Below are 7,352 nucleotides of genomic sequence, written 5' to 3'. Positions count from 1 at the left end.
GGGTTGGGGCCGGGGTGGCTGCGCATGAGGACCATCTCGGTGGCCGGCCAGGCCGGGCCCTGGTAGCCGTGCAGCGTCTCCTCGTCGGCCGCGACGTCCTCCGGGGGAATCCGGTCGCCGGGGCGGGCGATGGTCAGGTGCGGGCGGAACGGCTTGTCGTCGTGCGGCAGTCGGGCGTTGCGCAGCCGGGACCGGATCAGCCGGGCGAGCACCACCAGCGCCTCCACCTCGCCCCGGAGGTCCACCCAGAGCACGGTGAACCGGCCCTGCCCGAACGTGCCGCCGCCGGCCAGCCGCAGTCGCGGGGTCGCCGCGCGCACGTCCCGGGACCACTCCGCGGCCAGCCCCAGCGAACTCTCCACGTCGACCAGCCGGTCGGCCTCCACGTCGCCGAGGAAGGCGAGGGTGACGTGCGCCTGGGCCGGGTCGGCGAGCCGGACGTTGATGCCGGCGGCGGCCGCCGCGCCGATCCGTAGCCGGGCCACCTGCGTGGTCAGGTGGTCGACCGCCTCGGGCGGCGGGTAGACCGCGACGAAGAGCCTCAACCGCCGCTCACCGGTGGCGCTGGCGGTCGTCGGCCCGGGCGGCGGGCAGGGCCAGCCCGGCGGCGTGCAGCAGCCCCTCCACCCGGACCCGTTCAATCTCCAGGTCGACGCCGGCCAGCTCGGTGAGGTGCTCGGGGATGCCCAGCGCCCGGCAGGCCCGGCGGAGCCGGTCGTCGTACGCCTGGAGGACCGCGCCGTGCCAGACCATCGAGCGACCACCCACGCCGATCCGCTGGCTGCCCAGCCGGCGCAGGTCGGCGGCGAGCTGCTCCAGCGGGCGGCGGTCGGTGCGGTCGAAGTCGCTGAGGTCGATGTCGCGGGTGAGCGAGTCGGCCTCGATCGCCCGGTCCAGCCGGGCGATGGTGCGCCGCTCGCGGCGGCGTTCGCGCCACTCGGCGAAGCCGCAGACCACCCGGTCGATGATCTCGTCGGCGCAGAAGAGCAGGGCGATCGCCGCCGGCAGGCTGGCCACCGCTATGAACGCCAGTGCGAGCAGCAGCACGCGTCCGAGCTCCACACATAGACGCTAGGCCGCATCGTGCCGCCCCGCCACCGGATTGGCGGCATCCGCGTCATCCGTGTATCGGGACGGATCGGCCGGCCGGTGGGTACGTTCCCACCGGCCGGCCGGGATCAGCAGTCCGTGGAGGTGACGTAGAAGCGGGGCATCGGCAGCACCCGGAACCGGAGCCGGGCGCCGGAGCGGCGCAGCTGCCAGGTCAGCGCGAGCAGGGCGGTGGCCAGCGAGATCAGCCCGCCGATCCAGATGCTCGCGCCGGCGCCGTAGGTCTCGGCGAGCCAGCCGATCACCGGCGCGCCGACCGGGTTGGTGCCGAGGAACACCAGCACCCAGAGCGCCATCACCCGGCCGCGGAAGGCGGCGTCGGTGCCGAGCTGGATCCGCTGGTTGGCGGCCTGGGCGAAGAACACCATGAAGAACCCGGTTGGCAGCAGCAGCGCCACCACCAGCCAGTACGCCGGCGCGAGCCCGACCAGGGTGCCGAAGGTGGAGCAGGCGACGGCGGCGCCCAGCACCAGCCAGACCGACGGCCGGCTGCGCCGTCCGGTGCCGGCCAGCGCCCCGATCAGCGCACCGACCGCGAGCGCGCTGCTGAACAGGCCGAACGACGCGGCCCCGGTGTTGAAGACGGTCTTGGCCAGCGCGGCGAGGGTGAGCTGGAAGTTGAACAGCGAGGTCGCGATGATCGAGATCATCACCATCGGCAGCAGCAGGTCGGGGCGGCGCCGGACGTAGCGCAGCCCGTCGATCACCTTCGCCTGCGCCCGCTCGTCGCGCGGCGGCAGCGCCTCGCGGTGCAGCTCGGCGGTACGCATCCGGACCACGTTGACCAGCGGGGCGATCGAGCTGAGCGCGGTGACCAGGAAGACCGGCCCGACGTCGAACGCGGCGATGGCCAGGCCGGCGAGGGCCGGCCCGACGATCCGGGCGGAGTTGAAGGTGGCCGCGTTGAGCGAGAGGGCGTTGGGCAGCAGCGACGTGCCGACCAGTTCGGAGACGAACGCCTGCCGCACCGGGGTCTCCACCGCGTTCGCCGTACCGAGCAGGGCGGCGAACGCGAAGACGTGCCACAGCTCGACCAGGCCGGTGATGACGAGCAGGCTCATGGCGAGCGCCAGCACGGTCCAGAAGGCGTTGGCGACGAAGAGCAGCATCCGCTTGTCGTAGCGGTCGGCCAGCCGCCCCGAGATCAGGGTGAGCAGCAGCACCGGGGTGAACTGCAGCGCGGTCACCACGCCGAGCGCGGTGGCGGAGTTGTCGGAGAGCTCGAGGACGAGCCAGTCCTGGGCGATGAACATCATCCAGACGCCGATCAACTTGATCAGCTGCCCGGACGCGAAGAGCCGGTAGTTGCGGACCTGTAGGGACTGGAACATCGTGCTCAGCTTCGCCTGCACTCTTGGTGCGCCTCCTCGCTGTGGTACGCGTCATCGACGTCGGACGGCGCGGGCGAAGGTGGCGCGGTCAGCCGCGGGCGATCTGTTGCAGGATCTCCGCGGCCTGCCGCAACGTGTCCCGTTCGGCTTCGCTGAGTTCGGCCAGCCGGTCGGCCAGCCACGAGTTGCGGGCCCGCTCGAACTGGTCGAGCACCGCCCGTCCCCCCTCGGTAGCCGCCAGGATGACCTGCCGACCGTCGGTCGGATGGGGGCTGCGCTGCACGAGGCCGCGCTCCTCCAACTTCGCGACGATCTTGGTCATCGTCGGCGGCTGCACCCGCTCGATGTCGGCCAGTTCCCGAGGCGTCAGCGCGCCCGCCAGCTTGAGGCTGGTGAGCGCGGAGAGCTGGGTGACCGTCAGGTCGCCGACCGGCCGGGCCTGGCGGACCCGTCGGTTGAGCCGGGTGATCGCATCACGCAGCTGCGGTGCCAGCTGCGCCGGTGGCACGCGTCTCGCCGTCACCGTCCGCTCCGTCACGATAGTTAGCCTAACTAATGAGTCAGGCTAACGACACCTGATATGACCACGCTCACGAGAAGTTCGCCCTGCTCCGGGCCGGGTGACCGGTTGGTCACCCGGCCCGGAGCGGAGCCTCAGAGCACCACGGACTCGATCGGCCCGCGCAGGAAGTACAGCACGAAGAGCGCGGCCACGGCGTACAGCAGCGGGTGGATCTCCCGCGCCTTGCCCTTGGCCAGCTTGACCACCACGTAGGTGATCAGGCCGGCGCCGATGCCGTTGGAGATCGAGTAGGTGAACGGCATCAGCACGATGGTGAGGAACGCCGGGATGGCGATCTCATAGTCGGACCAGTCGATGGTCCGCACCGCTGTCATCATCAGGAAGCCGACCACCACCAGCGCGGTGGAGGCCGCCTCGAACGGGACCACCACCACCAGCGGCGCCAGGAACGTGGCCAGCAGGAAGAGCGCGCCGGTGACCAGGTTGGCCACGCCGGTCCGGGCGCCCTCCGCCACACCGGCGGCGCTCTCGATGTACGACGTGTTGCTGGAGGTGCTCGCCGCACCACCGGCCGCCGCGGCGATCGAGTCGACCAGCAGGATCTCCTTCGCCCGCGGCGGGGTGCCCCGCTCGTCGAGCATGCCGCCCTCCTGGCCGACCGCGACCATCGTGCCCATGGTGTCGAAGAAGTCCGTGATCAGCAGGGTGAAGACGAACATCAGCACGACCAGCCAGCCGGCCCGGCTCCACGAGTCGAGCACGTTGAACTTGCCGAGCAGCGACAGGTCGGGCACGTCCACCCAGCTCTTCGGCAGCTCCGGGACGTTCAGCGACCAGCCCTTCGGGTTCGGCTTGCCGTCGACGAAGGACGGGCCGATGTTCCCCACCGCCTCGACGATCACCGCCAACACGGTGGAGGCCAGGATGCCGATCAGGATGGCGCCCTTGACCCGGCGTACCACCAGCACCAGGGTCAGCAGCAGACCCACCACGAAGACCAGCATCGGCCAGCTGACCAGCTTGCCACCGATGCCCAGGCCGACCGGCACGGTGGTGTTCGCCTCGTCCGGGATGCGCCGGACGAAGCCGGCGTCGACCAGGCCGATGATGGTCAGGAAGAGGCCGATGCCGACGCCGATCGCGGTCTTCATCTGGGTCGGCACCGAGCGGAACACCGCGGTCCGCAGGCCGGTCAGCACCAGCACGGCGATGATCACACCTTCGATCACCACCAGGCCCATCGCGTCCGCCCAGGTCATCTCCGGGGCGATCTCGTACGCGACCAGCGCGTTGACGCCGAGGCCGGCGGCGAGCGCCAGCGGGAACCGGCCGACCACCCCCATCAGGATGGTCATCAGGCCGGCGACCAGCGCGGTGGCCGCGGCCAGCGCGGGAATGGGCAGGGACTTGCCGTCACCGTCGACGGCACCACCAAGGATGAGCGGGTTGAGCACCACGATGTACGCCATCGTGAAGAAGGTCGCCAGGCCACCGCGTACCTCGCGGCTCATCGTCGAGCCGCGGGCGGAGATCTCGAAGAACCGATCGAAACCGTTACGCGGGTGAGCGGGGTCGGGTGGTGTGCCGTTCTCGGGCGGCTCTACTGCCATCAGGTCCTCGCAGGTGATCTTCCGTTGTCGCGCGCATCGTCCCAGATCACCGGCGGGCAGGAAAAGCGGGTCACGTACGCTTGCCGGGTGCCGAAGCAGCAACCGCCGCGGCCGGAGCCGCTCGACCCGCCGATGGTGCCGTTCGCCCTCGCCGGGATGGCGGTCTGGGCGGTCGTCGGGCTGGTGCTGCTGGTCTTCTTCCGCGACTGGCTCACCGAGCACGGGCGGGAGAACTGGCTCTGGACCTGCCTGGCCGGTTTTCTGTGGGGTATCCCCGGTCTCGCGGTGATGATGCGGCACGACGCGAACCGGCGTCGCCGCCGCGCCGCCGGCCGCTGACCGGCGGCGTCGACCGACCCGTCAGGGGTGCCCGTACGGCTCCGCCGGCTCGGCGGCCTCGACTGAACCGGGTGCCCGGCTGACCGCCACCGCCTCCACCGCGCTGTCGTCGTAGACGGTGGGCAGCTCGTCGACCGGCGTCTCGGCGGCCTCGACGAGGGTCTCGGAGTGCGCGCCGCAGCCGTGGTCGGCGCTGACCACCCGGCCGTCGTCCGGGGCGTAGAAGTTGCCACAGACGCCGAAGCACTGCCGCAGGGCGCCGGCCAGCGGCAGGTAGAAGCCGCAGGTGCCGCAGCGGGCAGCGGCGGGCGCGGCGGTGGAGATGGGCGCGGACGGGCCGTGGTCGCCGTCGTACCAGCGCTGGGCGGCCTCGCTGCGCCCCTCCCGGGACAGCACCCGGGACCGGCCGAGGCCGAGCTCCCAGGCGGTCTCCTCGACCGCCGGGTCGTCGGAGAGCAGGTAGCCGGGCTGGAGCCGCTCGTCGTCGGGCGGGGTGGGCAGCAGGTCACCGGGGCCGAGGTCGCCCGGCTTGAGCCGCTCCTGCCAGGGCAGCCAGCCGGGGGCGCGCAGCGCGTCCGGGCCGGGCAGCAGCACCGTCTCGCAGATCGTCACGTTCCGGCTGCGGGGCACCCGGGTGACGGTGACCGCCCAGCGCCAGCCGCGGTAGCCGGCCAGCCGGCACTCGAAGTAGTGGGTGACGAGCCGGTCGCCCTCGGCGACGGCCTGGAGGTGGTCGCCGACGTCGCTGGGCTCCACCTCGGTGATGGCTTCGCGCGCCAGCTCGACGGCGGCGGCGCAGACCTGGTCGAGGCGGGCGGCGCGGGCGGAGGCGGGCCTGGTCACCTCACCATTGTTCCCCATCCGGGCGGGCGACTGTCAGCCACTCCCCGCAGACGTTCTCGCCAGTGGTGCGGCGTACGCCGGACGGATGGGCGAGGATGGTGCACATGCCGCTGTTCTCCCGCTCCGAGCGGTCCCTCCTCGGGCGGACCGTCGGCACCGGCATCAAGGGCGTACGCCTGCTGCTGCGCGGTTCGTTCAGCGGTGGCCGCTGGATGACCCGGCGGGCCGGCCGGGCCCGGGCCCGGGGCGCGGGCGGCGAGGTCGGCATGGTCCGCCTCTTCGACCTGCACGCGATCTCCTGCGCGGGTGACACGCTGATCGCCATCGGCCTGGCCGGGACGATCTTCTTCAACGTGCCGCTCGGCGAGGCACGCAGCAAGGTCGCGCTCTACCTGCTGGTGACCATGGTGCCGTTCGCCATGCTGGCCCCGGTGGTCGGGCCGCTGCTCGACCACTTCCGGCACGGCCGCCGGTACGCGCTGGCCGCCACCATGCTCGGCCGGGCGTTCCTGGCCTGGCTGATCTCGGACTACATCCACGGCTTCGGGCTCTATCCGGCGGCGTTCGGGGTGCTGGCGCTCTCCCGCGCGTACGGCGTGGCCCGCTCGGCGGCGGTGCCCCGGCTGCTGCCGGAGGGGCTCGGCCTGTCCCAGGTGGGCGCCCGGGCCAGCGTCTACGGCACGGTGGCCGGCGCGCTGGTCGCCCCGATCGGGCTGGCCGCGTTCTGGTTCGGCCCGCAGTGGCCACTGCGGGTGGCCTCGGTGATCTTCCTGGTCGGCATGGTGATCTCCCTGCGGCTGCCGCCGAAGGCGGATTCGGAGCCGCCGGAGCGGGTGCCCCGCCCGCTGCGGGCGCTGTACGGCCGCTCCGGTGACCGCCCGCTGGGCCGCGGTCGGCCCGCCGGCCGGCTGGTGATCGCCACCCTGATCGGCGCGGCGGGGTTGCGCGCGATCTACGGCTTCCTGCTGCTCTTCCTCGCCTTCGCGATCAAGGCGGGCGACCTGACCACCGTGGTGTTCGGCCGCGACCTGGGCGCCGAGGGCGCGCTGGGGCTGGTCGGCGGGGCGCTCGCGGTGGGCACCTTCCTGGCCACCGCGGTCGGCACCCGGCTGCGCATCCACCGCCCGGCCGCCATCCAGTCCAGCGGAATGGTCATCGTGGCCGGCGTGGGGGTGCTCGCCGCGCTCAAGTTCTCGCTGCCGATGGTGGCGTTGCTCTGCCTGGTGGCCGCTCTGATCAGCGGCATCGCCAAGCTGGCCGTGGACGCCTCGATCCAGGAGCGCATCCCGGAGCGGCTGCGGGCGAGTTCGTTCGCGCACTCGGAGACGGTGCTGATGCTGGCCTTCGTCGCCGGTGGCGGGCTCGGGCTGGTGCCGTTCGAGGGCCGCGTCGGGATCGCGGTGGTGGCCGGGGTGGGTGCGCTGGCCGCCGTCCGCGCCATCGTGATGGCCGGCCGGCTGCGCGCCGAACGGCTGGTCGGCCGCCCGCTCGGCGACGACGAGCTGACCGAGGACGAGTCCGAGAGCGGCGACCGCAACGGCCGGCCGGCGGAGGCCACGCCCACCTCTCCGGCCCCCACCCAGGCCGGCTTCGTGG

At 72.5% G+C, this 7,352-nt stretch carries 8 protein-coding genes; 2 read left to right on the top strand and 6 right to left on the bottom strand.

Annotation, left to right across the window (positions count from 1 at the left end; all coding sequences use genetic code 11):
- The 5 genes from thpR to DLJ47_RS18965 all read right to left on the bottom strand — a co-directional run.
- On the bottom strand, positions 1-545 hold a 545-nt coding region (gene thpR, locus DLJ47_RS18985; RefSeq protein WP_109901281.1), incomplete at its 3' end, for an RNA 2',3'-cyclic phosphodiesterase.
- Between the two features lie 7 nt (positions 546-552).
- The gene (locus DLJ47_RS18980; RefSeq protein ID WP_109901280.1) at positions 553-1,062 is read right to left on the bottom strand and encodes a hypothetical protein; all 510 of its coding nucleotides are present in this window, start codon (positions 1,060-1,062) and stop codon (positions 553-555) included.
- Between the two features lie 116 nt (positions 1,063-1,178).
- Complete coding sequence (locus DLJ47_RS18975; RefSeq protein WP_088997136.1) at positions 1,179-2,462, bottom strand: MFS transporter; 1,284 nt, start codon at positions 2,460-2,462, stop codon at positions 1,179-1,181.
- Between the two features lie 67 nt (positions 2,463-2,529).
- Complete coding sequence (locus tag DLJ47_RS18970; protein ID WP_199235900.1) at positions 2,530-2,979, bottom strand: MarR family winged helix-turn-helix transcriptional regulator; 450 nt, start codon at positions 2,977-2,979, stop codon at positions 2,530-2,532.
- A gap of 116 nt (positions 2,980-3,095) precedes the next feature.
- The gene (locus tag DLJ47_RS18965; RefSeq protein WP_109901279.1) at positions 3,096-4,574 is read right to left on the bottom strand and encodes an NCS2 family permease; all 1,479 of its coding nucleotides are present in this window, start codon (positions 4,572-4,574) and stop codon (positions 3,096-3,098) included.
- An 87-nt stretch (positions 4,575-4,661) separates the two neighbouring features.
- On the opposite strand from DLJ47_RS18965, the gene DLJ47_RS18960 reads away from it, so the two are divergent.
- The gene (locus DLJ47_RS18960; RefSeq protein WP_109901278.1) at positions 4,662-4,913 is read left to right on the top strand and encodes a DUF2530 domain-containing protein; all 252 of its coding nucleotides are present in this window, start codon (positions 4,662-4,664) and stop codon (positions 4,911-4,913) included.
- 21 nt (positions 4,914-4,934) lie between these two features.
- Here DLJ47_RS18960 and DLJ47_RS18955 read toward each other — a convergent pair whose 3' ends face one another.
- Positions 4,935-5,774 (bottom strand): DUF3027 domain-containing protein, encoded by an 840-nt coding sequence (locus DLJ47_RS18955; RefSeq protein ID WP_109901277.1) that lies wholly within the window; start codon positions 5,772-5,774, stop codon positions 4,935-4,937.
- Between the two features lie 86 nt (positions 5,775-5,860).
- Here DLJ47_RS18955 and DLJ47_RS18950 point away from each other — a divergent pair.
- On the top strand, positions 5,861-7,352 hold a 1,492-nt coding region (locus DLJ47_RS18950; protein WP_109901282.1), incomplete at its 3' end, for an MFS transporter.

It is taken from the genome of Micromonospora sp. S4605 (genome assembly GCF_003176715.1).
In the GTDB taxonomy this organism is placed as follows: domain Bacteria; phylum Actinomycetota; class Actinomycetes; order Mycobacteriales; family Micromonosporaceae; genus Micromonospora; species Micromonospora echinaurantiaca.
The sequence above is the reverse complement of the archived record's forward strand: the minus strand, read 5'-3'. Positions and strand labels throughout refer to the sequence as shown.